At 66.6% G+C, this 23,160-nt stretch carries 24 protein-coding genes and 1 tRNA gene; 18 read left to right on the top strand and 7 right to left on the bottom strand.

The window, feature by feature from the left end; genetic code table 11:
* Positions 1 to 53: 53 nt before the first annotated feature.
* On the bottom strand, positions 54 to 752 hold the full coding sequence (locus AC50X6_RS02850) for a winged helix-turn-helix transcriptional regulator (RefSeq protein WP_494964808.1): 699 nt from the start codon (positions 750 to 752) through the stop codon (positions 54 to 56).
* Between the two features lie 228 nt (positions 753 to 980).
* On the opposite strand from AC50X6_RS02850, the gene AC50X6_RS02855 reads away from it, so the two are divergent.
* The 6 genes from AC50X6_RS02855 (at position 981) to AC50X6_RS02880 (ending at position 6,513) form a co-directional block, all read left to right on the top strand.
* Positions 981 to 1,715, top strand: coding sequence for a permease (locus tag AC50X6_RS02855; protein ID WP_494964809.1), 735 nt, complete (start codon positions 981 to 983; stop codon positions 1,713 to 1,715).
* Positions 1,716 to 1,887: 172 nt separating this feature from the next.
* Positions 1,888 to 2,502: a nitrobindin family protein gene (locus tag AC50X6_RS02860; protein WP_494964810.1), complete on the top strand. Its 615-nt coding sequence runs from the start codon at positions 1,888 to 1,890 to the stop codon at positions 2,500 to 2,502.
* Positions 2,503 to 2,582: 80 nt separating this feature from the next.
* The gene (locus tag AC50X6_RS02865) at positions 2,583 to 3,317 is read left to right on the top strand and encodes a flavodoxin family protein (protein ID WP_494964811.1); all 735 of its coding nucleotides are present in this window, start codon (positions 2,583 to 2,585) and stop codon (positions 3,315 to 3,317) included.
* A 79-nt stretch (positions 3,318 to 3,396) separates the two neighbouring features.
* Positions 3,397 to 4,479: a CAF17-like 4Fe-4S cluster assembly/insertion protein YgfZ gene (gene ygfZ, locus AC50X6_RS02870; RefSeq protein WP_494964923.1), complete on the top strand. Its 1,083-nt coding sequence runs from the start codon at positions 3,397 to 3,399 to the stop codon at positions 4,477 to 4,479.
* On the top strand, positions 4,476 to 4,895 hold the full coding sequence (locus tag AC50X6_RS02875; protein ID WP_494964812.1) for an ankyrin repeat domain-containing protein: 420 nt from the start codon (positions 4,476 to 4,478) through the stop codon (positions 4,893 to 4,895). Before ygfZ ends, AC50X6_RS02875 begins: the two co-directional genes overlap by 4 nt.
* Positions 4,896 to 4,941: 46 nt before the next feature.
* Positions 4,942 to 6,513, top strand: a complete 1,572-nt coding sequence (locus tag AC50X6_RS02880) for a DHA2 family efflux MFS transporter permease subunit (RefSeq protein WP_494964813.1) — start codon at positions 4,942 to 4,944, stop codon at positions 6,511 to 6,513.
* On the opposite strand, the gene AC50X6_RS02885 is transcribed toward AC50X6_RS02880, so the two are convergent.
* The 5 genes from AC50X6_RS02885 to AC50X6_RS02905 form a co-directional block, all read right to left on the bottom strand.
* A complete protein-coding gene (locus tag AC50X6_RS02885; protein WP_494964814.1) occupies positions 6,445 to 7,155 on the bottom strand; it encodes a GNAT family N-acetyltransferase in 711 nt (236 codons plus the stop codon). The two genes, AC50X6_RS02880 and AC50X6_RS02885, sit on opposite strands and share 69 nt — an antisense overlap.
* A gap of 86 nt (positions 7,156 to 7,241) precedes the next feature.
* Entirely contained in the window at positions 7,242 to 8,267 is a 1,026-nt protein-coding gene (locus AC50X6_RS02890) for a 6-phosphofructokinase (protein ID WP_494964815.1), read from the bottom strand.
* A 186-nt stretch (positions 8,268 to 8,453) separates the two neighbouring features.
* Positions 8,454 to 8,708 (bottom strand): PspC domain-containing protein, encoded by a 255-nt coding sequence (locus AC50X6_RS02895; protein ID WP_494964816.1) that lies wholly within the window; start codon positions 8,706 to 8,708, stop codon positions 8,454 to 8,456.
* A gap of 3 nt (positions 8,709 to 8,711) precedes the next feature.
* A complete protein-coding gene (locus AC50X6_RS02900; RefSeq protein ID WP_494964817.1) occupies positions 8,712 to 9,041 on the bottom strand; it encodes a hypothetical protein in 330 nt (109 codons plus the stop codon).
* 1 nt (position 9,042) lies between these two features.
* Positions 9,043 to 10,491, bottom strand: coding sequence for a PspC domain-containing protein (locus tag AC50X6_RS02905; RefSeq protein WP_494964818.1), 1,449 nt, complete (start codon positions 10,489 to 10,491; stop codon positions 9,043 to 9,045).
* Positions 10,492 to 10,615: 124 nt separating this feature from the next.
* On the opposite strand from AC50X6_RS02905, the gene AC50X6_RS02910 reads away from it, so the two are divergent.
* Together AC50X6_RS02910 and AC50X6_RS02915 are read left to right on the top strand one after the other, a co-directional pair.
* The gene (locus tag AC50X6_RS02910; protein WP_494964819.1) at positions 10,616 to 12,037 is read left to right on the top strand and encodes an ATP-binding protein; all 1,422 of its coding nucleotides are present in this window, start codon (positions 10,616 to 10,618) and stop codon (positions 12,035 to 12,037) included.
* Positions 12,034 to 12,708, top strand: a complete 675-nt coding sequence (locus tag AC50X6_RS02915) for a LuxR C-terminal-related transcriptional regulator (protein ID WP_494964820.1) — start codon at positions 12,034 to 12,036, stop codon at positions 12,706 to 12,708. Before AC50X6_RS02910 ends, AC50X6_RS02915 begins: the two co-directional genes overlap by 4 nt.
* A gap of 78 nt (positions 12,709 to 12,786) precedes the next feature.
* On the opposite strand, the gene AC50X6_RS02920 is transcribed toward AC50X6_RS02915, so the two are convergent.
* The gene (locus tag AC50X6_RS02920) at positions 12,787 to 14,004 is read right to left on the bottom strand and encodes a pyridoxal phosphate-dependent aminotransferase (RefSeq protein ID WP_494964821.1); all 1,218 of its coding nucleotides are present in this window, start codon (positions 14,002 to 14,004) and stop codon (positions 12,787 to 12,789) included.
* A 275-nt stretch (positions 14,005 to 14,279) separates the two neighbouring features.
* On the opposite strand from AC50X6_RS02920, the gene AC50X6_RS02925 reads away from it, so the two are divergent.
* The 10 genes from AC50X6_RS02925 to AC50X6_RS02970 all read left to right on the top strand — a co-directional run bounded on the left by AC50X6_RS02925 (position 14,280) and on the right by AC50X6_RS02970 (position 23,082).
* A tRNA-Trp gene (locus AC50X6_RS02925) sits at positions 14,280 to 14,352 on the top strand.
* A gap of 94 nt (positions 14,353 to 14,446) precedes the next feature.
* Positions 14,447 to 14,719, top strand: coding sequence for a preprotein translocase subunit SecE (gene secE, locus AC50X6_RS02930; protein WP_494964822.1), 273 nt, complete (start codon positions 14,447 to 14,449; stop codon positions 14,717 to 14,719).
* Between the two features lie 114 nt (positions 14,720 to 14,833).
* Complete coding sequence (nusG, locus tag AC50X6_RS02935; protein ID WP_494964823.1) at positions 14,834 to 15,724, top strand: transcription termination/antitermination protein NusG; 891 nt, start codon at positions 14,834 to 14,836, stop codon at positions 15,722 to 15,724.
* A 129-nt stretch (positions 15,725 to 15,853) separates the two neighbouring features.
* Positions 15,854 to 16,285, top strand: a complete 432-nt coding sequence (rplK, locus tag AC50X6_RS02940; RefSeq protein WP_024365990.1) for a 50S ribosomal protein L11 — start codon at positions 15,854 to 15,856, stop codon at positions 16,283 to 16,285.
* Between the two features lie 186 nt (positions 16,286 to 16,471).
* A complete protein-coding gene (gene rplA / locus AC50X6_RS02945; RefSeq protein WP_326966684.1) occupies positions 16,472 to 17,179 on the top strand; it encodes a 50S ribosomal protein L1 in 708 nt (235 codons plus the stop codon).
* 93 nt (positions 17,180 to 17,272) lie between these two features.
* Complete coding sequence (locus tag AC50X6_RS02950; protein WP_494964824.1) at positions 17,273 to 18,370, top strand: GNAT family N-acetyltransferase; 1,098 nt, start codon at positions 17,273 to 17,275, stop codon at positions 18,368 to 18,370.
* A 128-nt stretch (positions 18,371 to 18,498) separates the two neighbouring features.
* Positions 18,499 to 19,608 carry a GNAT family N-acetyltransferase gene (locus AC50X6_RS02955; RefSeq protein WP_494964825.1) on the top strand — a complete coding sequence of 370 codons (1,110 nt, stop codon included), beginning with the start codon at positions 18,499 to 18,501 and terminating at the stop codon, positions 19,606 to 19,608.
* A 337-nt stretch (positions 19,609 to 19,945) separates the two neighbouring features.
* Complete coding sequence (gene rplJ / locus AC50X6_RS02960) at positions 19,946 to 20,569, top strand: 50S ribosomal protein L10 (protein WP_494964826.1); 624 nt, start codon at positions 19,946 to 19,948, stop codon at positions 20,567 to 20,569.
* 74 nt (positions 20,570 to 20,643) lie between these two features.
* On the top strand, positions 20,644 to 21,018 hold the full coding sequence (gene rplL / locus AC50X6_RS02965) for a 50S ribosomal protein L7/L12 (protein WP_301226786.1): 375 nt from the start codon (positions 20,644 to 20,646) through the stop codon (positions 21,016 to 21,018).
* Positions 21,019 to 21,240: 222 nt separating this feature from the next.
* On the top strand, positions 21,241 to 23,082 hold the full coding sequence (locus AC50X6_RS02970; protein WP_494964827.1) for a bifunctional metallophosphatase/5'-nucleotidase: 1,842 nt from the start codon (positions 21,241 to 21,243) through the stop codon (positions 23,080 to 23,082).
* Positions 23,083 to 23,160 lie beyond the last annotated feature (78 nt).

Genomic DNA, 23,160 nt, shown 5'->3' on the forward strand with positions numbered 1-23,160 from the left:
AGCCTGGGAACTGCCGGGGAGGCACACGCGAACCTCATGCTGAGAAACACGACCTAGGCTTCGGCCAGCTCTCCCTCTGGGTGGCGGACCAGGGTCAGGCGGTAGCCGACGTTCCGCACGGTGCTGATCAGGTTCTCATGATCCGCGCCGAGCTTCGCGCGCAGGCGCCGGACGTGGACATCCACGGTTCGGGTGCCGCCGTAGTAGTCGTAGCCCCACACCTCGGTGAGCAGCTGCTGGCGGGTGAAGACGCGTCCGGGGTGCTGGGCGAGGTACTTGAGAAGTTCAAATTCCTTGAACGTCAGGTTCAGTGCCGCGCCGTTGACGCGGGCCGTGTAGCTTGCCTCATCGATGACGACGCCAGCGGCCCGGATCTCCGTCGGGGCATCGTCCTTGGCCGGGACGGCGCGCGCCATCCCCAGACGGATGCGGGCTTCGACTTCGGCAGGCCCTGCGGATTCGAGCAGGATGTCATCGACCGCCCAGGCCGAGGAGACTGCCGCCATGCCGCCCTCGGTGAGGATGAGCATAAGCGGGGCGCTCAGGCCGGTGGCCTTGAGCAACTGGGTGAGGGAGCGGGCTCCGACAAGGTCCTTGCGGGCGTCCAGCAGGACAATATCGCACGGATCGGTCTCTAGCAGGGCCGTAGGCTCGGCCGGAAGAATGTGTACTCGGTGGTTCAGCAGTTCCAGAGCAGGCAGAACATCCACCGATGAGCCGGTGCTGTTCGTCAGGAGCAGGATGTGCGACATGGTTCCTCCAAGGGGTGTCCGCGCATCTTTGGGCGTCTGTAGCTGATGCCGAGTATACCCAAAGGCCCCTTTCCGGACACGGTCCCGTCACCTGGAGCCGGTTCCTTTGCGACATAAAACGGTCACATAGGGCAGGATTGATCCGTCAGGGCCCGCAGCCCTCCGAGGTTGATCAGGTCGAATTGGGGTCCGCAGTGAGCGAAGGTACGGATTGATGGCGGGTACGCAGTGAAGTCGTGGAGCATCGGATTCATCGGCCTGGCCGGGCTCGCGGCCATTGTCGGCGCCGCGTATTCCTCGCCGGAGGCCCTGCTGGTAGTCGCTGTGCTCACGGCCGCCGGCGTCGGTATCGGCTGGCCGCATTTCCTCGGCATCCCGGCCAAAAAGACACTGGCCGCCCTGATCGCGCTGCCTGGCATCGGCTCCGCCGTGGCCGCCACCTATCTTCCCGCCCCGGGCTTCCTGGATTGGACCCCCGGCTTTATGGCCGCCGGTGTCATGGCGGTCTTTGTTATGCAGCTGATCCGCGGCACCGGCCAGGCCCAGCGCCTCGAATCGACGCTCGGCTCCAGCGCCGGAGTGATGCTGTCCTGCCTGGGTGCGGGCTGGATCGCCTGCTCCCGCTTCAACGGCGTGCGGGAAATGCTGCTGGTCGCCGCCATCAGCTCCGCGATCGCACTGATGGCCGGCCTGATCCGCTGGCCGGACCGGATTGTGGCGCCGCTGGGGATTGTCGGCGCAGGGCTGGCCGGGCCTCTCGCCGGGCTCGTGTTCTCCGACATCGCCGTCCTTCCGGCTGCGCTCGTCGGCGTTGTGGTGGGGGCCGTGCTGGTGAGCTTCCGCCGCCTCGTGATCCTCCGCGGCGAATCGCTCAACCTTGCGGCGGCTTTGGGCATGGGTCTGGGGCCGGTCTCCGCCGTCGGCTCTCTGGCTTACTTCATAGACAAACTCCTCATCTACTAAGCGTTAGGATGGCATCATGTCCGTACTTGCCTTTGAAATCTTCTTCCTTGTTCTGCTTGGCATCGCCAGCCTCTCCATGGCCTGGTTCGCCGGCTTTGTGGTGTACCGCCTCTTCAAGGGCCAGAAGTAAAGACCCCACACTTTCCGCCCGTCGTTTCCAGAGGTAGCTGCTGTGCCGATTGAAATACCCACAGATCTGACCCCCGAAATCGTCCCGCTGTCATGGCTCATTGGTGAGTGGGAGGGCGGCGGCCGGCTGGGCGCCGGGGAAGAGGATTCCGAGCACTTCGTGCAGCGAGTCTCCTTCACCCACAACGGTCTGCCGTACCTGCAATACCGGGCTGAGAGCTGGCTGACAGACGACCAGGGGACCAGGCTTCGTCCGCTGACGGTCGAGACCGGGTTCTGGGCCCTGGAACGCACGCAGCGCGAAGAGGACGGCGGCCCCGGCCTGGTGCCGGCCGACATCGTTCCGGTGCTCAAAAGCGCCGATGAGGTGGAGGCCCTGCGCAACAACGACGGCGGTTTCGACATCGCCGTTTCAATTTCCCATCCCGGCGGCATCTCCGAGCTGTACTACGGCCAGATCAAGGGTCCGCAGATCCAGCTCAGCACCGATATGGTGATGCGCGGCAGCCACTCCAAGGAGTACGCGGCGGCCACCCGGATCTTCGGGCTCGTGAACGGGCAGCTGCTGTGGCGCTGGGACGTTGCAGCCGGTAAGAGTACGACGCCGGGCGGCGGCCTGGAGGCCCATGCCTCCGCCATGCTCAGCAAAGTCAGCTGACACGGCCGGTAGCGTCCCGCCGCCGGGTTCGAAGTGTCAATGGTTGTCCGTAGTCCGCAGCGACCGTAAGGAGCACTACCGTGAATGCCACACCAACCGAGGCTTTGAAAAAAGCTGATTACAGCGATCTCAAAGCCGTGTACTTCAACGGCACCCTCAAGAAGTCGCCCGAGACCTCGAACACCGAGGGATTGATCGACGTCAGCCGCCGGATCATGGAGAAACAGGGCGTTGGCACCCGCGTCATCCGGACGGTGGACCACGACATCGCCAGCGGCGTTTACCCGGACATGCGCGAGCACGGTTGGGAAACTGATGAATGGCCGAGCCTGTATCCCGCCGTCCTGGCAGCCGACATCGTCATTGTTGCCGGACCCATCTGGCTGGGCGACAATTCCTCCGAGACCAAAAAGCTGATTGAACGGCTTTACGCGCATTCGGGCCAGCTCAACGCCAAGGACCAGTGGGCGTTCTACCCGAAGGTGGGCGGCTGCCTGATCACCGGCAATGAGGACGGCATCAAACACTGCGCCATGAACGTCCTCTACAGCCTCCAGCACGTCGGCTTCACCATCCCGCCGCAGGCCGACGCCGGCTGGATCGGCGCCGTCGGTCCCGGTCCCAGCTACCTCGACGAAGGCTCCGGCGGCCCGGAGAGCGATTTCACCAACCGCAACACCACCTTCATGACGTGGAACCTGCTGCACCTGGCCCGGATCCTCAAGGACGCCGGCGGCATCCCCGCGTACGGCAACCTGCCTGAGGCCTGGGAAGCCGGCACCCGGTTCGACTTCGAAAATCCGGAATACCGCTGACACCGCCGGTGGACAACGCTGCGGTGCCCGTGCCAGCCGAAACCGGAATACACCCTGACCAAAGGATGTTCCCTTGAATATGACAATCAAGAGCCCCCTGCTGTCGCGCCCGGGTGCCGTCGAAGCCGGAGGCGCTGACGCCGGCGTCGCCTCCCACTACGGCGAGCCGCTCCGTGAGCAGCGGGCGCTGGCCGCCGGCACCGCCGTCGTCGATCTGTCCCACCGCGGTCTGGTCACCGTGAGCGGGCCAGACCGGCTGAGCTGGCTCAACACCCTGTCCTCCCAGCAGCTCACCGATCTGGTCCCGGGCCGGTCCACCGAGCTGCTCCTGCTGAGCGTGCAGGGCCGGATCGAGTTCGACGCCGGTGTGGTGGACGACGGCGAGACCACCTGGCTGATCGTCGAGGCCGCCGAAGCCGCCCCGCTGGCAGAGTGGCTGAACAAGATGAAGTTCATGCTCCGGGTCGAAATCAGTGACGTGACGGATGACTGGGCGGTACTCGGCTCCACCCGGCTGACTCCGGAATGGTCCGCGCTTCAGGTCTGGGAAGATCCCTGGCCGCACGTCGGCGCCGGCGGCTACTCCTACGCCGTCGTAGCCGAGGAGTCCCACCCGGGGATCGAACGGCCCTGGTTCGAATACCTCATCCCGGCGGCCGACCTCGAAGCCACGGTGGGCGACCGGCCGCTGGCCGGCGTCTGGGCTGCCGAGGCGCTGCGGATCGCTGCATGGCGGCCCCGCTGGGGCGCCGAGACGGACGACAAGACCATCCCGCACGAACTCGACCTGCTCCGCACGGCCGTGCACCTGAACAAGGGCTGCTACAAGGGTCAGGAAACCGTGGCGCGCGTCCACAACCTGGGCCACCCGCCGCGCCGGCTCGTGTTCCTCCAGCTCGACGGCTCCCAGCACACGATGCCCGCCGTCGGCAGCGAGGTCCGCGTCGGGGGCCGCCTGGTGGGCGCCGTGACCTCCGTGGCGCAGCACTACGAGATGGGCCCGGTGGCCCTGGCCGTCGTCAAACGGTCCGTCGCCCCGGACCAAGTACTGACCGTGCTCGACGGCGAGGAGCCGTACACCGCAGCGCAGGAAGTCATTGTGGCCCCCGACGCCGGCCAGGTCGTGGGGCGCCAGACCGGATTCCTGCGGGGACCGCGATGACCGGCGACGTCGCAGCGGCCGGCACAGCGTCGGGCACAGCGCCGGATGACGAGACGCTGGCGCTGGCCCATCGGCTCTTTGACGCGGCGCGTGAGGGGAACTCTGCGCTCCTCGGCGGCTACCTCGCCGCGGGCGTGCCTGCCACACTGACCAACGACGCCGGCGACACGCTGCTTATGCTCGCCGCCTACCACGGCCATGCAGGCACCGTCCGGCTGATTCTGCAGCACGGCGGCGACGCCAACACCGCCAACGACCGCGGCCAGACACCACTCGCCGGCGCCGTGTTCAAGGGCTATCCGGAGGTTGTGCAGGTGCTCGTGGCGGCGGGTGCCGATCCCGACGCCGGGACCCCTTCCGCGCGGGCGTCGGCCCGGATGTTCGAGCGCAAGGATATCCTCGCCCTGCTCGGCTGACTCTTTCCGCCACAACCACGGCAAGACGCTCACCCAAAGGAACCGGATGGAGAACGTAGCAAGGCCGTGGCCGGCACTCTGGTCCCTGGTGATCGGATTCTTTATGATCCTGGTCGACACCACCATCGTCTCGGTGGCCAACCCCAGGATCATGGAGGGCCTGGACACGGACATCAACTCGGTGATCTGGGTGACCAGCGCCTACCTGCTGGCCTACGCGGTCCCGTTGCTGATCACCGGCCGGCTGGGAGACCGCTTCGGCCCGAAAAAGCTGTACCTGACGGGGCTCGTGGTCTTCACCCTGGCCTCGCTCTGGTGCGGGCTGTCCGGCGACGTCCAGACCCTTATCGCGGCCCGGGTGCTCCAGGGCTTTGGCGCGGCCATGATGACGCCCCAGACCATGGCCGTCATCACCCGGATCTTCGCGCCGGACCGGCGAGGCGCCGCCATGGGTATCTGGGGCGCCACCGCCGGCGTTGCCACCCTCGTCGGGCCGATCCTCGGCGGCGTACTCGTCGACGCGCTCGGCTGGGAATGGATCTTCTTCATCAACGTCCCGGTGGGAATCGTCGGGTTTATTCTGGCCCTGCGCTTCGTGCCCGCGCTCAGTACCCACCCGCACAAGTTCGACATCCCCGGCGTGCTGCTCAGCGCCGTCGGGCTCTTCCTGCTGGTGTTCGGCATCCAGGAAGGCGAGACCTATGACTGGGGCACCATCACCGGCCCCATCACCGTCTGGGGGCTTATCATCGCCGGGACCGCCGTGCTCACCGTCTTTGTGGTGTGGCAGCGGTTCAACAAGGGCGAACCCCTGCTGCCGCTGTCCCTGTTCAAGGACCGCAACTTCTCGCTCGCCAACATCGGCATCACCACGGTCGGCTTCACGGTGACGGCCTTCAGCCTGCCGCTGATCTTCTACTACCAGATCGTCCGCGGCCTGACGCCTACCCAATCCGCGCTCATGATGGTGCCCATGGCGGTGATCTCGGGAGGACTCGCCCCCTTGGTGGGCAAGATCATCGACCGGGTCAACCCAAAGTTCATCACCGCCACCGGCCTGGTCCTTATGTCCGTGGCGCTTTTCTGGAATGCCGCCCTCATGCACCCGGACACGCAAATCTGGTTGTTCCTGCTGCCGAGTGCGGTCCTGGGATTCGCCAACGCCGGCATCTGGGCGCCGCTGAGCACAACCGCCACCCGGAACCTGCCGCCCCGGCAGGCCGGCGCCGGTGCCGGCGTCTACAACACCACCCGGCAAATCGGGGCGGTCCTTGGCAGCGCCGCGATCGCCGTGCTGATCCAGGCGCGCCTAGCGGCGGAGCTCCCCGCGGCTCCGGGGGGATCCGGAGGGGCCGGTCCGATGTTGTTCGGCGGCACCCTGCCCGAGCCCTTGCGTGCGGGCTTCTCGACGGCGATGGGCCAGTCCATCCTGCTGCCCGCCGCGGTTATCCTGCTGGGCGCCGCGGTGGCCTTGTTCTTCACCAAGCCGCAGCCGGTGCACGGCTGGGGCGCTCCGGGCCCGGTGCCGGCGGCGTCAGCCGGCGCCCGTTCAGCCCAGCAGCACGCTGGTCTGGATGCCGCCGGCGGTAAAGCCCAGGCTCCGGGCGATGGCCAATGAGCCCTTGTTGCTGACTTCGGCACGCCACTGCAGGGTCAGGCCGGAGGCGAGGGCCTCGTGGGCCGCGATGGAGACAGCCAGCGATCCCACCCCGCGGCGCCGCCACTCGGGTGCGACCAGCACGCCCATGTGCGCCAGGATGCCTTCCCACTCGGTGTAGGCCGCGCATGCGACGGGTGACCGGCGGCCGTCGTCCACATGCATGATGGTGAAGCGGTGCTCAAGCTCCGAGAGACCGACTTCGTTGACGTCATCCGGCGGGCAGGCCGCTTCCAGCTGGAACGCTTCAGGGTTTCCGTGCGAGACGGTCAACTCCTCCGACGGCTGCCGCAAGGGCAGATCGTCAGCGAAGAACAGTGCGGCGCCGCCAAGCCCGTGCCCGCCATGGCTGCGGGTGATGGTCAACAGCGTGACATGCTGCGCGAGCTCCTCGTCGGCCAGCCCGGCGGCGGCATCCAGGGCCCACTGCGGACCCACCAGGGCGGAGTTGCCGAACAGGCGGACAAACTGGACGGCACGGGCCGCGTCGTCGGCCCGCGTGAGGCGTTCGCCCGCGGCGGCGGCAAACGCGCCGTCGTCGAACCCCAGGCGGCGGGCCCAGGCGAGCTGGACGATGTCGGCGGAACCTGGCTCAAGAGTCATGACTCAACCCTACCCACGCCCCCTTCCCGTGCACCGGCGGCGGCGGCTGGGCACTTGCGTCGGGCGCCCGGGCACTCGACGTCGGCTCAGCCGAAGAGGACTGCGGCTTCGTCGTAGCGGTGCTGCGGGACGGTCTTCAGGTTGCCCAGGGCCGCCTCGAACCCCACATGGACGATGTCCGTGCCGTTGAGGGACACCATGGTGCCCCAGCGCCCTTCCACCACGGAGTCGATGGCGGCCATGCCGAGGCGGGTGGCCAGCACCCGGTCGAAAGCCGTCGGAACCCCGCCGCGCTGGATGTGGCCGAGCACGGTGGCGCGGGTCTCGATGCCTGTCATGGCCTCCAGCTCGGGGGCGAGCCGTTCGCTGATGCCGCCGAGCCGGGGCCGGCCGAAGGTGTCCAGGCCGCGTTCGGAGTGCGGCGTTTCCTTGCCGTCGGGGACGAAGCCTTCCGCCACGACGACGAGGGGAGCGCGGCCACGGTCGCGGGCCGAGAGGACCCACTCCGCGATCTGGTCCATCGAGGCTTTCTGCTCGGGAATCAGGATGGCGTGCGCGCCGGAGGCCATGCCCGCGTGCAGCGCGATCCAGCCCACGTGCCGGCCCATAACCTCGGCGATCATGCAGCGGTGGTGGGACTCTCCGGTGGTGCGCAGGCGGTCGATTGCCTCGGTGGCGATCTCCACGGCGGTGTCGAATCCGAACGTGTAGTCGGTGGCATCGAGGTCGTTGTCGACCGTCTTGGGGACGCCGACGATCCTGAGGCCGGCGTCGGTGAGGCGCTTGGCTGCGGCGAGGGTGCCCTCGCCGCCGATCGCGATGATGGCGTCGATGCCGAGCCGGTCCATATTGGCCTTGATGACCTCGGGGCCGCCGTTGTTTTCGAACGGGTTGGTGCGGGAGGTGCCAAGGATGGTGCCGCCCTGCTTAGCGATGCCGCGGACCATGGCGCGGGGGATCTCGACGATGTCGCCCTCGACGACGCCGCGCCAGCCGTCCAGGAACCCGACGAATTCGTGGCCGTGAACGGCGATGCCCTTGAGGACGGAGCCGCGGATGACGGCGTTCAGCCCGGGGCAGTCTCCGCCGCTGGTGAGAATTCCAATTTTCATGACTCGGCTCAAATCCTGGTTCGAAGGGGTACAGGCAGAGCGCCACTCTGAGCTCACCAAGAGTCTAGTGGGGGATGTGGGGAAGGACACAAATGGTTACAGCACCAAGTGCCCCCGTCTGAGCGGCGGGGGCACCTCGTTTTTGCTGATGGGCCGGGCCCGGTGGGTGCGCTTCGCGGACGGGCCTCAGAGCCGGGGGGAGCGCTTGTCCAGGAAGGACTGGAGGACTATTGCGTTCCGCTGGTCCGGGAGGAGCAGCCAGGCTGCGAGGTAGGCCACAAACGCGGGTCCGGGGAGCAGGGAGAGCAACAGGAAGGCGATCCGGACGAACGCCACATCGACGTTCAGCCGGGCGGCGATGCCGCCGCAGACACCACCCAACCAGCGTTGCGGACCACGTTTCAGGCCGAGGCCCCTGACGGTGCTGAAGAATTTATCCATGGTTCAAGACTTCCTTGTCGACGACTCTTTGTCACGTCCGCGGGCCGAGAGGAGCCCGCCGATCACGAGTGCTGCCCCGGCGCCGATCATCAGGCCGATCAGCACATAGGTTCCGTTCAGGGCGACCAGGCCTAGCCGGGAGATGATGACCAGTGCGGCGAGGGCCAGCACGATCAGCCCCCAGACGACGGTTCCCACGCGGGCCGGGGAGTCCTCCCGCGGTTCCGGGTCCCCGGACTGCAGGGGAGCGGCCGGCCCGCTGACCGTCGATTCGCCGGCGCCGGGAGTCGACTTGCCTGTCGACTTGCCTGTCGGTTCGTCAAAGCTGCTCATGTCAGTTCCCTTCCTGGATGGTCACGTTGCTGGCGGTGCCGGAGATCTTGAGGATCAGCCGGGCCCCCGGCATGCCTGTGTTGTAGTCGCTTTGCCGGGTAGTCATCCCGCCCTGGCTCCGGCCGCCCTCGTTGAGGTTGCCCATTGTCATGTCTGCCTGGATCTGTACGGGAACGGTGTCCGGGATGAGCACGGTGAGATTGCTGGCGGTGGCGTCGATGGGGACCACGACGTCGGTGCCCAGCGGCGGGTTGAGAGCCAACGTCCTCAGATCCGCCGTCCCGGTGCCGCCGGTGAGCTCGAACCCGTCCCGGGCCTGCTCGATGCTGGCCGGAGACCAGTCGGCGTTCTGGAAGCGGAACCTGTCGCCGTTCGGGACAACGTTGAAGATTCCTCCGATGATCAGGGCCACCGCAGCGAAGAATCCGAGGATTCCCGAGGTGCGTCCCCTGAGCCCGGCGACGAGGATCCCGAGTCCCAGGACGGCCGCCCCGCCCGCCCAGACCACGGCGTTACTTGAATCGCCGAGGTTGACTACGCCGGCGGCGTCGAGCGCCTTGATGCCGCCGCCCACCAGGAGCGCGATTCCGGCCGTGACTGCCACGGCGGGCGCGCCGGGGCCAAGGTTGCGGGCTTTGGCCGGCGTTACCGGACCCGGCGGGACGGGACCCCCGCCGGGGACGGGACGGTAGCCGCCGCCTGGCGGGAGCGTGGGTCCGGACGGCAGGGGTGCGCCCCACGCCGGGCCGGGCACGGTGGAATAGTCATACCCGGACGCGCCATAAGCCGGCAGCGTGCTGCTGGTCTGGCCATGGCTCGCCGGGGTGGACATGGCGGCTGTTCCGTTCCGGGTCTTCTTGCGTTGGGTCAGGTAGTAGGCGAGGTAGATGGCGCCGCCTACCCAGAACACGGTCCAGACGAAGCCGCCGAAGCCGTAGCGGTCCCAGCCCCAGACTCCGCTGCCCAGGCTGGGAAGGCCGATGATCGTGGTGATCAGGGCGCCGGTCATTCCTGAGGTCCACCGGCCGGCGGCGGCTTCCTGGACATGGATGCGTCCGTCGGGTTCGGGCAGCAGCGCCCAGGCGATGCCGTAGAGGAGTACGCCGACGCCCGCGAAGATCGTCAGGACAATCAGGATGCCGCGGACAATCAGGGGGTCGATGCCGAGCCGCTGGGCGATGCCGCTCGCGACGCCGCCGATCCAGCGCTCGCGTCCGCGGTAGATGCCGTGGCTGCGGATCCAGTCGAAGAAATTCTGCGGCTGTGCCCCGGCAGGCGGAGGGGTGGGTCCGTAGTAAGGCGGCAGAGGCGCCCCGGGTCCGTCCGGCTCGGCGACGGATTGCCCACCGGTCTGTCCACCGGTCTGTCCACCGGTCTGTCCACCGGGCTGCCCTGCCGGGCTGCCGGAGGGGTCGTTGCTTTCATCGGGGTGCGGAGTGTGCGGATTCATACTTCGATCCTGCCGTCGGTGGCGGTTCCGTTCTACTGGGGAACACCCTGAACTGTCCCTGAGCCGCCCCCGGTTAGAGCCGTAGACCGGTCCGGGGAACCCTGATCCGTGCTTGGATTGATCCATGACAACCGCCGTATCCCGCCCGCCGCTGGTCCGCGGCGGCGACCGTGTGATTGCCGGCGTCTGCGCCGGCCTCGCCAATCATCTGGGCTGGCCGGTCCGGATGGTCCGGATCGCCATGGTGGTCGCTGCACTCGCCGGCGGCGCCGGCGTCGTGCTCTACGCCTGGTTCTGGATTATGGTCCCCACCGCCGATGAAAGCGCCAAGCGCGACGCCCGCCGGCCGGCGTCGCCCATCGCCCCTGCAGTGAGCGCACCATATTCGGGCTTTCCCGCACCCTCCACCCCGGCGCCCCAGCCGCCGGCCCCAGCGCCGCGGGTCCCGGTGCGGCCAGGCCCGGCTGCACCGGAGCAGCCTGCCGCACCGGAGCTGGCGGCCGCCACGGAGTCCTGGCGGAGCCGGGTCAGCGGCGTGAGGTACGGCAAGGAGATCCTGCTCGGCGCGGGTCTGCTCCTGGCCGCCGGGATCCTGATCGCCCGGTTGCTGGGATTCGACATCCCGCTGGGCACCCTCATCCCGGTGGCGGCGATCCTCGGCGGCGCCGCCATCGCCTGGATGCAACTGGACGAAACCCGGCGGGCGGGGCTTGTGGACAAGACCAAGGCCGATCAGGCCGGCGGCTGGGCCCGGCTGGCGGCCGGGCTGGCGCTGGTGGTGGCCGGCGTGCTCGTGATGGTGTCGGGTTCGGGGTCCTGGGAGCAGACCTGGCTGGCCTTGCTGTCCTCCGTGGCGGTGCTGGGAGGCGTGGCCCTGGTGCTGCTCCCCTGGGGGCTGAAGTTCTGGCGTGATCTGGAGACCGAGCGCGCCGGCCGCGTCCGCGCCACCGAACGGGCCGAGATTGCCGCCCACCTGCACGACTCGGTTCTCCAGACCCTGGCCCTGATCCAGCGGCGTGCCGGCAACGAGCACGACGTCGTCCGCCTGGCCCGTGCGCAGGAACGCGAGCTGAGAGGCTGGCTGTACCGGGACCCGGGCAAGGAGGCGGGCCAGCTCTCCGAACGCATCAGGGCCGCGGCCGCGGAAGTCGAGGACTCGCTCGGCCACGCTGTCGAAGTGGTGAGCGTGGGCGACGGCGCCATGACCGACCGCCGCGAGACCCTGGTCCAGGCCGCCCGCGAGGCCATGCTGAATGCAGCGCGTCACGGCGGAGGCGCGGTGTCCGTGTACCTGGAAGTCACCGACGACGCCGCTGAAGTATTCGTCAAGGACCGCGGCCCCGGCTTCGATCCGGACACCGTCCCCCCGGACCGGTTCGGCGTCCGCGAATCGATCGTCGGCCGGATGAGCCGGCACGGCGGCACCGCGGCTATCACCAGCGGCCCGGACGGCACCGAGGTGCGCCTGCGGCTGCCGCTGGCCGCGGACCATACCACCGCTGCCGCCAACACGGCCGGCGCCGACAACGGAGAGGCAAGAGTGTGAATCACGCAGAAGCAGGGAGCCCGGCCCCCGGGATCCGGGTGGTGATCGTGGATGACCACGCCATCTTCCGGTCAGGCCTGAAATCCGATCTCGATCCCAGCATCGTCGTCGCGGGGGAGGCCGGAACGGTCGAAGAGGCCATCGCGGTCATCGCCGCCGTGCGCCCCGACGTCGTCCTGCTGGACGTGCACCTGCCCGGCGGGCTCGGCGGCGGCGGGCGCGAGGTGCTGGCCGGTTCGGTGCCGCTGCTGGGCAGCACCCGGTTCCTTGCCCTCAGCGTCTCCGACGCCGCCGAAGATGTTGTATCCGTGATCCGGGCCGGGGCCCGCGGCTATGTCACCAAGACCATTTCCGGGGCGGAAATTTCCAACGCAGTGCGCCGTGTGGCCGGAGGAGACGCCGTCTTTTCGCCCCGGCTGGCAGGTTTTGTGCTGGACGCGTTCGGCACCGCGCCCGCGGACATCGCCGACGACGAACTGGACCGCCTCTCCGCCCGTGAGCTCGAGGTGATGCGGCTTATTGCCCGCGGCTACAGCTACAAGGAGGTCGCGAAAGAGCTGTTCATTTCGATCAAGACGGTCGAAACCCACGTCTCGGCGGTGCTGCGCAAACTCCAGCTCTCCAGCCGGCACGAACTCACCCGCTGGGCCGCCGAACGCCGCCTCCTCTGACTAGGGATGCGCTATCACTTTTGGTCCCTTTGGGGCAGGCTTAAGGACCATAAGTGCTAGCGCATCGGGGTTGTCGGGTTATGTGGCCTTGCCCAGGAAGTCCTGCAGGCGGGCGACGCCGGTGGCCAGGTCTTCGTCGCCGAGGGCGTAGGACAGGCGGAGGTAGCCGGAGGGGCCGAACGCCTCGCCCGGAACCACGGCCACCTCGATCTCGTCCAGAATCAGGGTGGCCAGCTCGGCCGACGTCGAGGGCCGGACCGGGCCGTTTGCGGACGGGAATTCCTTGCCCAGCAGGGCGCGGACGTCGGCGTAGACGTAGAAGGCGCCCTTCGGCGTCGGGCATTCAAGGCCTTCGATGGCATTCAGGCCGGCCACGATCGCCTTGCGGCGACGGTCGAAGGCGAGCTTCATCTCATCGACGGCGGTCAGCGGGCCGGACACGGCGGCCAGGGCGGCCATCTGCGGAATGTTGGAGACGTTGGAGGTGGCATGCGACTGCAGGTTCGTGGCGGCCTTGATGACGTCGGCCGGGCCGATCATCCAGCCCACGCGCCAGCCGGTCATGGCATAGGTCTTGGCGACACCGTTGAGGATAACCACCTTGTCGCCCAGCTCGGGGACGGCGGTGGCGATTGAGGTGAAGGGCACGCCGTCGTAGGTCAGGTGCTCGTAGATCTCATCGGTGACCACCCACAGGCCCTTGGCGGCGGCCCACCGGCCGATCTCCTTGACTTGTTCCGGCGGGTAGACGGCACCGGTGGGGTTGGACGGGGAGACGAAGAGCAGGATCTTAGTGCGGTCCGTCAGGGCGGCGTCGAGCTGTTTGACGGTGACAAGGTAGTCCTGTTCCGGTCCGGCGAACACCTCGACTGGTACGCCGCCGGCGAGCCGGATGGCCTCCGGATAAGTGGTCCAGAACGGTGTGGGGACGATGACCTCGTCGCCCGGATCGAGCAGCGTGGCGAAGGTGTTGTACACGGCCTGCTTGCCGCCGTTGGTGACGAGAACCTGCGATGCCCCGGCTTTGTAGCCGGAATCCCGGAAGGTCTTGTCCGCGATGGCCTGCTTCAGCTCCGGCAGTCCCCCGGCAGGGGAGTAGCGGTGGTATTTGGGCTGGCCGGCGGCCTCGATGGCGGCCTGCACGATGTACCCGGGAGTTGGAAAGTCCGGTTCGCCGGCGCCGAAACCGATGACCGGGCGGCCGGCCGCCTTCAGCGCCTTCGCCTTGGCATCAACAGCCAAGGTGGCGGATTCGGCTATGGCGGAAATGCGCTGTGAAATGCGGGCGGCAGGCATAACAGGTCCATTCTTCGCTTACAGCCGGAAGGCTGGTTGTGGGATTCGACGAAATCTACTCTATGCCGTACAGCGGATCGTCCGGGGTGACGGCGTGGAAATGAGACTGCAGGCAGTCAGCGGCTTTCCGCGGCGTGCCAAGGGGGCAGGGTGAGGCCGGTTCGACGTGGGCGCAGTTGTTGCGTAGACTATATTTCCGGTGTTGAAAACACGATGATGGCCTGCGCCTCAGAGAATTCTGGGGATCAAGCGGCCGGAATGGTTTTTCGATCCTTAGGGTAGTGGCGCAATTGGTAGCGCAGCGGTCTCCAAAACCGCAGGTTGCAGGTTCGAGTCCTGTCTGCCCTGCGCAAGCTGTTCCGGGCACTCCGGAGCAAGCGCAGCAACCATGGTTCAGTTCAGAGCCGGGAATCCGACATTGCGAGGATGAGTGAGGGACCAGGTGACCGAAACAGCTGCCAGCAGCTCCAAAGGCCGCCCCATCAAGAATGCCGCCAAAAAGGCAGGCTTCTTCGCTCGAATTGCGCTCTTCGTCCGCCAGGTCATCGGCGAACTGAAGAAGGTCGTCGCACCGACGCGTAAAGAACTGATCAACTACACGCTGGTGGTGCTGGTATTCGTGGTCATCATGATGATCATCGTCACCCTGCTGGACCTGGCCTTCGGGACCGGAGTGAGCTGGGTCTTCGGCGGCACTGGCCCCACGGACCGCTAAGGCGGCCGGTCCGCAGACTGCGTGGATTTCCCCGGTATACCGGAGGCTCTGCGGGGTGTGCGGAATTGAGTCATTTAAATAGGCATGTTAGGCAATGAGGAAGCAGGAGACCAAGTGTCTGAGCAGGAGCTCGAGGTAACTGAGACTGAGCTGGATAAGAGCCAGGACGCCGCGGTGGACGCCGGGGATGAGTCCCAGGCCGTGTCTGCTGCGCCCGAATCCGACGTCGCTGACGAGGCTGTAGCCGGCGAAGCCGCCGGGACAGACGAAGAGTCCGACGCCGTAGCCGAAGAGTCCACCGACGCTGAAGCTGCAGAAAATGCGGACGCTGAAGGCGATGCATCCGATGCCGGGGAAGGCGAAGCGTCCGACGACGCGCTGGCCGCTGCGGCCGCCGCCGCCGAGGTTGATCCGGCCGATGAGTTCAAGGCCAGGCTGCGCCGCCAGGAAGGTGACTGGTTCGTCATCCACTCCTACGCCGGCTACGAAAACCGCGTCAAGGCCAACCTTGAGACCCGAATCCAGACCCTGGACATGGAAGAGTACATCTTCGAAATCCAGGTCCCGATGGAGGAAGTCGTTGAGATCAAGAACGCTCAGCGCAAGGTGATCAACCGCGTCCGCATCCCCGGCTACGTTCTGGTCCGCATGGACCTGACGGATGCCTCCTGGGGTGCCGTCCGCCACACCCCCGGTGTGACCGGATTCGTGGGCAACGCCCACAACCCGGTTCCGCTGCGCCTCGACGAGGTCTTCTCCATGCTCGCCCCGGTCTTCGAAGAAGAGCAGGCCGAGAAGGGCAAGCCCATCAAGCACGCTGCCGCGCAGATCGACGTCGACTTCGAGGTGGGCGAGTCTGTCATCGTCAAGGAGGGCCCGTTCGAGACCCTTCCGGCCACGATCTCCGAGATCAAGGTGGATTCCCAGACCCTCGTGGTGCTGGTCTCCATCTTCGAACGCGAGACCCCCGTGACGCTGGCATTCAACCAGGTCAGCAAGATCTAGTTTTCCGCAAAGAATTCGCCCCGGGCTGCCTGCTTAGCAGCCACGGAGCGGCAGGCCGCCTCGCCATGGCGGCCACCAAGCTGAGGCACGCTCCTGTGTCCCAGGACGTATTTGAAAGAAGGACCTACATTGGCTCCCAAGAAGAAGGTCACCGGCCTCATCAAGCTGCAGATCCAGGCAGGTGCCGCTAACCCGGCCCCGCCGATCGGTCCTGCGCTTGGCCAGCACGGTGTCAACATCATGGAATTCTGCAAGGCGTACAACGCTGCGACGGAAGCCCAGCGCGGCAACGTTATTCCGGTTGAAATCACGGTTTACGAGGACCGCTCGTTCACGTTCATCACCAAGACCCCGCCGGCTGCGGAGCTCATCAAGAAAGCTGCAGGCGTTGCCAAGGGTTCACCGACCCCGCACACCGTCAAGGTTGCCAAGCTGACGCAGGCGCAGGTCAACGAGATCGCCACCACCAAGATGGAAGACCTCAACGCCACGAGCCTCGAAGGCGCCGCGAAGATCATCGCCGGCACCGCCCGTTCCATGGGTATCACCGTCGAGGGTTAATTCCCCACCGCTGAGGCGCCGGGTTCGGGAAACCGATCACGACGCCGGTCAGCACCGCCGGGCAACCGGCACCACCCAATCATTGAAAATGTTGGAAACCCGGCACGGATAAACCGGCCGAAATCCCGACTGTGGCAGGGCCCAGCGCGGTCCGCAGACCACAACTGCACAAGGAGAATGAGCAGCATGGCAAAGCGCAGCAAAGCATATGAGGCAGCCGCAGCCAAGATCGACGCGGAGAAGTTCTACGCGCCGTTCGAGGCAGTGACGCTGGCCAAGGACAGCAACCCGTCCAAGTTCGACGCCACCGTTGAGGTCGCTTTCCGCTTGGGCGTTGACCCGCGTAAGGCCGACCAGATGGTTCGCGGCACCGTGATCCTGCCCCACGGCACCGGTAAGACCGCCCGCGTCCTCGTCTTCGCAACGGGCGTCAAGGCCGAAGCAGCAATCGCTGCCGGTGCCGACTTCGTCGGTTCCGATGACCTGATCGAAAAGATCGCAGCCGGCTGGACCGACTTCGACGCCGCCGTCGCCACCCCCGACCTCATGGGCAAGGTTGGCCGCCTCGGAAAGGTCCTGGGTCCGCGTAACCTGATGCCGAACCCGAAGACGGGCACCGTGACCGCCGACGTCGCCAAGGCTGTCAACGACATCAAGGGTGGCAAGATCGACTTCCGCGTCGACAAGCACTCGAACCTGCACTTCATCATCGGCAAGGTTTCGTTCGACGCCCTGAAGCTGGCCGAGAACTACGCAGCCGCTCTGGAAGAGGTTCTTCGCCTCAAGCCCTCCGCTTCCAAGGGCCGCTACATCCAGAAGGCCACTGTCGCCACCACGTTTGGCCCGGGCATCTCGGTTGACCCCAACGTCACCAAGGTCCTGACCGAGGTCTAATCCTCACCAGTCGTACTGCAGGCCACAGAAAAGACCGCCCCGCATCCGCGGGGCGGTCTTTTCCGCATTCCGGCGCCCGGTTAGGCTGTGCCGGTGACTACAGCGCCGTACCTCATAGAACCGCTCGTCCTCCCGGCCGCCCTTGACGCACCTGACTCCGGCGACTTCCGGGACCTCGGGGAGCTGTGCGATGCCCTCACGCTCGAAATCTGGGGCAGCCTTGACCGGGCTACCCCGCCCGCTGCACGGTTGCAGTTCTGGCGGGACGATGCCTACAGGCGGATGAGGATCTTCTTCGTACGCCAGAACGGGCGGATGGTGGCTCGGTCCTGGGTGCGCTGCGAACTCCAGGAAAACCTGGGCAGCTCCCTGATCCATGTCCAGGTCCTGGCGGAGTTCCGCGGGCGTGGGATCGGCCTGGCCCTGCTCCGGCATGCAGAAGGGCTGGCCGCCGCGGATGGCCGCACTATCCTGCAGAGCTTCACCGAACACCCTGCCGACTTCGACGTCGATGGGCCCGGTCTGGTCCGGCCGGCCACCGGAACCGGCGCTCTGCCCGCTGCGGCCCGGGGCGTCCGCTTCGCGGTGGAGGCGGGCTACCGCCTTGAGCAGGTGGAGCGCTTCAGCGCACTGGATTTGCGGGAACATGACGCCGCGTGGGATCCGCTGGAGGGCGAGGCCCTGGCCAAAGCGGGGCCGGAGTACGAACTTCTGGCCTGGACGGGCAGCTGCCCGGAGGAGGCGGCGGGGCAGCTCGCGGTCCTGATGTCGCGGATGAGCACCGACGCGCCCACCGGAGAGCTGAGCTATGACCCGGAACAGTGGGACGTGGCGCGGGTCCGCCACGTCGAGGACACTTGGCAGCGGGCCGGCCTGACCGCCCTCGTTGCGGCCGCCCGGCACCGCGGCAGCGGCGAACTGGCTGCCTACTCGGTACTGCAGCTGACGCCGTCGAAACCGTGGCTGGCCGACCAGGACGACACCCTGGTGGCCGCCGGCCACCGGGGCCACCGCCTCGGCATGCTGGTCAAGCTCCGCAACCTCCGCCGGCTCCGCTCCGAGTACCCCGCGGTGGAACGGGTGGTCACCTACAACGCCGCGGAAAACGACCATATGCTGGCCATCAACGTCGCGCTCGGCTTCCGGCCCGCGGGGTACGACGGCGAATGGCAGCGGGCGCTGACGGCGTAACCCCGGACGGGCCGACCGGCCGATGGATCGGCGGCGTAAACAGGCATATGCTGTCGCTTGAAAGCCCGGCCAAAGCCGGGTTTCCGTTACCCGTAGTGGATGGCAGAACGGCGGGGATGATGCCCTCTATGTCAAGCGATGTGCGGATTGAACAGCTGTGGATTCCCGATTCCCTGGACGGGCCGGACGCCGCGGACTTCGTTGCCGCCGTCGAAGTCGGCCGCAAGGTGCGGATGCAGACCTGGGGGAGCGACGACCTCGCGTATGCTCCGGGGGAAAAGCTCCTCGAGATGGCGGACCCGTACGAACGCCAGGTGATCCTTGTGGCCAGGATCGGCGGTGAGATTGTCGGGACCGTCCACATCGCGCTGCCCCTCGCGGACAACCTCGACCTCGCGGAATTCACCCTCGATATCCTGCCCGAGTTCCAGCGCCGGGGCGTCGGCCGGCAACTGCTCGAGGCCGCCGAGCACTTCGCCCGCGACGAAGGCCGGCACACGATCCTGATTGACACGAACCATCCGGGGGCGTCACTCAGCGACAGCGAGTCCGGCCAGCTGGTGCCCGGGAGCGGAACTGGCTTCGTCCCGCTGGGCAGCCGCGAGGTGGAGTTCGCCCGGCACACCGGCTACACGTTGCAGCACATCGAACAGTTCAGTGCCTGCCGGCTTCCCCTGGACAGCAGACTCGTCGTCGAGCTGGCGGCCGAGGCCGCGGAGGCCAACGGCGGCCGTTACCGCCTGCACCACTGGACGGACCGCTGCCCGGACCAGTGGCTTGAGGCCGTCGCGACGCTGGAAAACAGCGCCGGCGAGGACGGCGTGCCGGGGGTCGAGGACCCGGAGATGGTGCTCGACGGCGGCATCCTGCGCCAGGCCGAAGAGGTCGCCATCGCGCAGGGACGCCGGACGGTGGTGACCGCCGTCGAAGACCTCAACAGCGGATTGCTCGTTGGCCTGACCACCATCAGCGTCCTCGCGCTGCGCCCCGACGTCGTATTCCAGGACGACACGGTGATGCTCCAGGCCCATCGCGGCAACAAGTTGGGCCTGCTGATGAAGGTCGCCAATATGGAGCGGCTCACCGAGCAGTTCCCGGGCGCCCGGGTGCTTTACACCTGGAACGCCCCGGAGAACCGCTATCTGCTCAAGGTCAACCAGCAGCTCGGGTTCACGACGGCGGGCGTGACCGGCATCTGGCAGAAGGAGCTGCCGGACTTCGGGCCCAGGGTCAGCTGACCCTGACCCTGACCCTGACCCTGGGTCGGGCCCCTGGTCTGGCCGATTTGGAGCAGGCGCACGGTGTCCCGTAGGCTGGGGGGACCAAAGACCGTCGGTTGTTGGACATCCACTCTCCCAAGCAAGACTCACTTCTGCAGTCGCGCCGGGGAGAGCCAGTGGATCTCCGGACGAAGGACCCTGAACATAGGGCGGCCGGCGCAGGTGAACGAAGCGAAGCTCCGCGGTCATGGACCGCGTCGTGACAAGCCCCGTGCATCTGCGCGGGGCGTTTTTTTGTTTTAGCTCTGTTGAGCGGGGACCCGGAAACACCGGCACTATCCCCGGAAGGAGGGTTATGGCAACGCCTAGCAAGGTTTCAGCAGTAGCTGAGATCACTAACGATTTCAAGGAATCGAACGCCGCTGTCCTGACCGAATACCGCGGGCTCACCGTTGCACAGCTCAAGCAGCTGCGTGTCTCTCTCGGCCAGGACACCAAGTTCTCGGTCGTCAAGAACACCCTGACCGCCATTGCAGCCAAGGAAGCCGGTGTCGAAGCATTCGACGGCCAGCTCGCCGGCCCCACTGCAATTGCGTTCATCAAGGGTGACGCAGTTGCCGCTGCCAAGAGCCTGACGGATTTTGCCAAGACCAACAAGCAGCTGGTTATCAAAACCGGCTACTTCGAGGGCAAGGCACTGAACGCCAGCGAAGTTGCTGCCCTGGCAGCACTCGAGTCCCGCGAGCTGCAGCTCGCCAAGGTTGCAGGCATCCTCAAGGCTCCTGCTGCCGCCGCTGTTCGCATCATCGACGCACTGCGCCTCAAGCTTGAAGAAGAGAACGGTGCCCCGGCAGAAGCCGAAGCACCCGCCGCTGAAGAAGCCCCGGCCGACGCTGAAGCTCCGGCTGAGGCACCCGCAGCAGATGCAGCAGTAGAGGCTGAAGCTCCCGCTTCTGCCGCAGCCCCCGAAGAGAACTAACTCTCTAAACCAGACTCCGGTGTGAAGGCATGGCCCCAGGCCGCCGAACACCACTATAGGAAGGACGCCACACCATGGCGAAGCTCACCAACGAAGAGCTCATTGAAGCTTTCAAGGAACTGACCATCATCGAGCTCTCTGAGTTCGTAAAGCTCTTCGAAGAGACCTTCGAAGTTACGGCCGCTGCTGTTGCAGTTGCTGGCCCCGCTGCCGGTGGCCCCGCCGAAGAAGAAGAGCAGACCGCATTCGACGTCATCCTGGAGCACCCGGGCGACAAGAAGATTGCAGTCATCAAGGAAGTTCGTGCAATCACTTCCCTGGGCCTCAAGGAAGCCAAGGACGTTGTTGACAGCGCTCCGAAGGCCATCCTCGAAGGCGTCACCAAGGAAGCTGCCGAGAAGGCTGTTGCTCAGCTCGAAGAAGCCGGCGCACGCGTTACCCTCAAGTAACTCGCTGTTCCGGCAGCACGGGAACGTTCATTTCCTGCGCTGCTCCGGGAACCCCGTCCACTCCGGTGGACGGGGTTTTCTGCGTCCCGGGCGGTATCCGGGCAGAAACCAACAGCCTATGAAGTTTGCAAAAAAGATTGCGAACTCTCTATTCCACGGTCTGCCGTCCCCCTAGACTTTGGCTTTGTGCCAACAGGCCGCCAACGTTGAGGAGTTCACACAATGACAGACCCCAATACTTCGCTCTCCCGCCGCGCCATGCTCAGCGCGGCCCTTGTGGGCGGCAGCGCCGCCGCCGCGACCATGGCCGGGGCCCCCGCCGCCCAGGCCGCGCCCGGCGTCCCGGCCAACGGCAAGAAGCAGTTCACCCTGACGATTCTCGGCACCACCGACCTGCACAACAACGTCTTCAACTGGGACTACTTCAAGAATGCGCCCTATGCGGACAACGCAGGGAACAAGATCGGCATCGCCCAGGCCTCCACCCTCATCAAGGCCATGCGGGCCGAGCGTGGTGCGGCGCACACCCTCACCATCGACGCCGGCGACACCATCCAGGGCACGCCCCTGGCCTACTACTTCGCCAAAATCTCGCCCATCTCAGCAACTGTCAAGCACCCCATGGCGCTGGCCATGAATGCCGTGGGCTACGACGCCGTCGGCCTCGGCAACCATGAATTCAACTACGGCATCCCGCTGTTGCGCAGCTGGGAAAAGCAGCTCGACTTCCCGCTGCTCGGTGCCAACGTCCACGACGCCGTGACCGGCCGGCGCGCCTTCACCCCCTACGTCCTCAAGCGGGTGAAGACGGACAACGGCTGGCTGACCGTGGGCCTGGTGGGCTTCGTGACCCCCGGCTGTGCGCTCTGGGACCGTGACAATGTCCAGGGCAAGCTGGACTTCAACGGCATCGTCGAGGAGGCCAGGATCGTCATCCCGCAAATGAAGGCGGACGGCGCCGACGTCGTGATCATTTCCAGCCATTCAGGCGCGACGCCGGGCTCCTCTTACGGTGACGCCCTGCCGTTCCCGGAGAACGCTTCCACGCAGCTCGCCGAAGAGGTCCCCGGCATCGACGCCATCCTGGTGGGCCACGCCCACCAGGAGATTCCGGAACGCTTCGTGACCAACAAGGCCACCGGCAAGCAGGTGCTCCTGACGGAACCGCTCAAGTGGGGCATGCGGGTCTCCGTCATGGACCTCGAACTGGCCAAGGTGAAGGGCTCCTGGTCTGTCACCGCCGCGCACTCGCACCTGCTTGACGCCCGGACGGCCGACGCCGATCCCGCCGTCGTCCGCGCCGTGCAGGCCGGGCACGAGGCCACGGTGAAGTACGTGAACGAGGTGATCGGCACGTCCACAGGTGCGCTCAGCACCGCCACCGCCTGCTGGGAGGACTCTGCCGCGATCGACGCCATCAACTATGTCCAGGCCAGCACCATCAAGGCGGAGCTGGCCAGCGGGCCGGCCGCGGGCCTGCCCGTGCTGTCCATCGCGGCGGCGTTCTCGCGTGCGGTGGATGTCAAGGCCGGGCCGCTGACCATCCGCGACGTGGCCGGGCTCTACATCTTCGACAACACCCTGCTGTCCGTCAAGGTCACCGGGGCCCAGGTCAAGGCCTATCTGGAGTGGTCCGCCCGGTACTTCAAGCCGGTGTCCACCGCCACGGCCCGCGCCGCGGATGTCACCAACGCCGTCACGGCAATGGCGCCGGGCGGAACGCCGGACTACAACTACGACGTCGTCTACGGCCTGGACGCGCCGCTGAACTACGAGATCGACCTTGCCAGGCCGGTGGGGGAGCGGATCGCCAATCTCACGTACGGCGGCGCAGCCCTGCGGCCGGACCAGGAGTTTGCGCTGGCCATCAACAACTACCGCCAGAGCGGCGGCGGCAACTTCCCCGGCGTGAAGACGGCGCCGGTGCTCTCCAACAGCCAGCAGGAGATCCGGCAACGCATCATCGACTACGTCGTGGACCACGGCACCCTGGAGGTGGCTGTGTTCAGCCAGAACAACTGGCGGCTCACCGTGGACGGCCGGGCGCTGTCAGTAACCCCATAGGCCCACCCCCAACAGCAACGCGGGGTCACATATGGCCCATCCCACCCGGTGGGATGGGCCATATGTGACCCCGCGTTT

This window comes from Pseudarthrobacter sp. HLT1-7, assembly GCF_059383435.1.

What these genes read in the sequence shown, in the direction of transcription:
- AC50X6_RS02880 (WP_494964813.1), top strand. Translation starts at nt 4,942, where the DNA reads ATGGAGAACGTAGCAAGGCCGTGGCCGGCACTCTGGTCCCTGGTGATC.
- AC50X6_RS02885 (WP_494964814.1), bottom strand. Translation starts at nt 7,155, where the DNA reads ATGACTCTTGAGCCAGGTTCCGCCGACATCGTCCAGCTCGCCTGGGCC.
- ygfZ (WP_494964923.1), top strand. Translation starts at nt 3,397, where the DNA reads ATGACAATCAAGAGCCCCCTGCTGTCGCGCCCGGGTGCCGTCGAAGCC.
- AC50X6_RS02850 (WP_494964808.1), bottom strand. Translation starts at nt 752, where the DNA reads ATGTCGCACATCCTGCTCCTGACGAACAGCACCGGCTCATCGGTGGAT.
- rplL (WP_301226786.1), top strand. Translation starts at nt 20,644, where the DNA reads ATGGCGAAGCTCACCAACGAAGAGCTCATTGAAGCTTTCAAGGAACTG.
- rplA (WP_326966684.1), top strand. Translation starts at nt 16,472, where the DNA reads ATGGCAAAGCGCAGCAAAGCATATGAGGCAGCCGCAGCCAAGATCGAC.
- AC50X6_RS02895 (WP_494964816.1), bottom strand. Translation starts at nt 8,708, where the DNA reads ATGGATAAATTCTTCAGCACCGTCAGGGGCCTCGGCCTGAAACGTGGT.
- AC50X6_RS02890 (WP_494964815.1), bottom strand. Translation starts at nt 8,267, where the DNA reads ATGAAAATTGGAATTCTCACCAGCGGCGGAGACTGCCCCGGGCTGAAC.
- AC50X6_RS02875 (WP_494964812.1), top strand. Translation starts at nt 4,476, where the DNA reads ATGACCGGCGACGTCGCAGCGGCCGGCACAGCGTCGGGCACAGCGCCG.
- AC50X6_RS02905 (WP_494964818.1), bottom strand. Translation starts at nt 10,491, where the DNA reads ATGAATCCGCACACTCCGCACCCCGATGAAAGCAACGACCCCTCCGGC.
- AC50X6_RS02910 (WP_494964819.1), top strand. Translation starts at nt 10,616, where the DNA reads ATGACAACCGCCGTATCCCGCCCGCCGCTGGTCCGCGGCGGCGACCGT.
- rplJ (WP_494964826.1), top strand. Translation starts at nt 19,946, where the DNA reads ATGGCAACGCCTAGCAAGGTTTCAGCAGTAGCTGAGATCACTAACGAT.
- AC50X6_RS02920 (WP_494964821.1), bottom strand. Translation starts at nt 14,004, where the DNA reads ATGCCTGCCGCCCGCATTTCACAGCGCATTTCCGCCATAGCCGAATCC.
- AC50X6_RS02955 (WP_494964825.1), top strand. Translation starts at nt 18,499, where the DNA reads ATGTCAAGCGATGTGCGGATTGAACAGCTGTGGATTCCCGATTCCCTG.
- AC50X6_RS02970 (WP_494964827.1), top strand. Translation starts at nt 21,241, where the DNA reads ATGACAGACCCCAATACTTCGCTCTCCCGCCGCGCCATGCTCAGCGCG.
- AC50X6_RS02900 (WP_494964817.1), bottom strand. Translation starts at nt 9,041, where the DNA reads ATGAGCAGCTTTGACGAACCGACAGGCAAGTCGACAGGCAAGTCGACT.